This window comes from Snuella lapsa (genome assembly GCF_039539345.1).
Lineage (GTDB): Bacteria > Bacteroidota > Bacteroidia > Flavobacteriales > Flavobacteriaceae > Snuella > Snuella lapsa.
In genome coordinates this window covers 1-1,779 of record NZ_BAABCY010000045.1, presented here as the reverse complement: position 1 = coordinate 1,779, position 1,779 = coordinate 1, and the positions used below count along the sequence as shown (strand labels likewise).

Here is a 1,779-nt window from a genome sequence, read left to right as displayed (position 1 = left end):
TAAAAGCCCTTAAAAGGGCTTATTTGTGTCTTGTTTTTAGAAAATTAAGGGCTTGCGCAACGGCTACCATTGTTCTACCTCGTTTTTAATTTAGACTCTAATGATTCTATATATTTTGCAATTAATTCAAAAATTATAGTTACTTCATTTATAGATTTATCAAGTAGTATGTCTCCTACATATATTTCAAAATAAGATTTATTATCTTTATGCAGAGATGGAAAAATATTATTAAAAAGCCAAATTCCTTTCTTGCTTTTAAAGCATTCCCGCATCAAAATTCCTTCTTCCACTGTTAGTTTCATATGAATATGAAACAGGTTAATTAATGGTTTTTCTGGATAAAAGGTTAACTCTTTAAAATGAGAACACTTATTATAAATTTCTTGTGTTTTTTTATAGTAAAAAGACATTTCTTGCAAACGCTTTTTAAATTGATAAGCTGATGATGCTATTAAAATAGTTTCCTGAAACAATTTTCCGCCATGTCTTTTTTTCCATTTTTTAGCTTCTTTTATCGTATCTAAATTCCCGCACAAAAAGCATCCAGCCATTCCTCCAACTCCCTTGTAAAGAGATACATATATAGAATCAAATCCCTTACATATTTCTTTATATGATTTTTTATAGTAAGAAGCACATTCCCATAAACGTGCGCCATCTGCGTGTAATAATATGCTGTTTTGGTTACAGTAATTTTTTATTTTTTCTAATTCTTCCCAAGGTATTGGAATACCACCTAATTCTCTATAAGGAATATCTATCACTAAAGTAGAAATGTTTTCTGAAAGGTTTTTAACATCTTCAACCAAGTATGGTTTGATTGGCTCTCCAACAAGAATTGCTTTTAGACCGTGTAAGTGTTTATAGGCGTTGTCTTCAAAGGCATAAATATGTGATTTTTCGTGAATTCCAAAATTTTTGTTTTTTGATTTCTCAGCATTTACTTTAAGGAGTATTTGTTGCGCCATTGTTCCTGTGGGAAAAAACAGCGTTTCTTCAAATCCCAATAGATTTGCTACTTCATTCTGAAATTCATTTATAAAGTCACTGCTGCCATAATAATCTAATAAAACATCATTTTTTTTTGCAAATTCTTGTATTAAAGATATTTCTTCAAATAGTGTTATTCTCTTGTGCCCACTAATATAGGTGTTGCAATTATTTTGAATTGGATACATACTTTTTGTATTAATTTACTATTGTAGTAAATCCATTATTAAGATAATTTTCGAGTAGTTGCTTTTAGGTTTCATAGTTTTATTTTTTGGCATTACCGATCAAGTTGTTCGATTAATTTCCTAGAAATAATGGTATCGTAAATAATTTTTAGTTTACTAATTTTATTGTGCATGTCAAACTCTATGATGTCAACGACATCAAATTCTACTTTTTTATCATTTTTCAATGTCCATTTATAGGTGAAATATAGCGCTAATCTATTTGAGTTGTTTTCTTCAAAAACACCAAATAGGTGAAGTTCTGAATTTGTTGTGTCACTACTCAATTCGCGATAGAATTCATCCGCTTTTTTAATTCCGTAAAGTGGAGAGTCAACAATTCCTTTTTCATTAAACAAATTAATTATATTTTCAATTTCCCCTTTTTCAAGGTAATCTATGTATTTTGTGGCAATTGCTTTTTTTGTCATTATATTTATCAGTTATCTTAAATTAAGGTAGTTTTTATTTAAATGAGGTAGAACGTTTAGTGTCGAGTAGACAAGGGGATTTTCACCCCGAGCCTCTCACAGAACCGTACGTGATAGTCTCCCATCAT

The 1,779-nt window shown here is 29.7% G+C and carries 2 protein-coding genes; both read right to left on the bottom strand.

The window, feature by feature from the left end; translation table 11 throughout:
• Nucleotides 1-74: 74 nt before the first annotated feature.
• Nucleotides 75-1,181 carry a threonine aldolase family protein gene (locus ABD792_RS09180; protein WP_345005631.1) on the bottom strand — a complete coding sequence of 369 codons (1,107 nt, stop codon included), beginning with the start codon at nucleotides 1,179-1,181 and terminating at the stop codon, nucleotides 75-77.
• Nucleotides 1,182-1,273: 92 nt separating this feature from the next.
• Nucleotides 1,274-1,651 (bottom strand): nuclear transport factor 2 family protein, encoded by a 378-nt coding sequence (locus ABD792_RS09175; protein ID WP_345005630.1) that lies wholly within the window; start codon nucleotides 1,649-1,651, stop codon nucleotides 1,274-1,276.
• Between the last annotated feature and the right edge of the window lie 128 nt (nucleotides 1,652-1,779).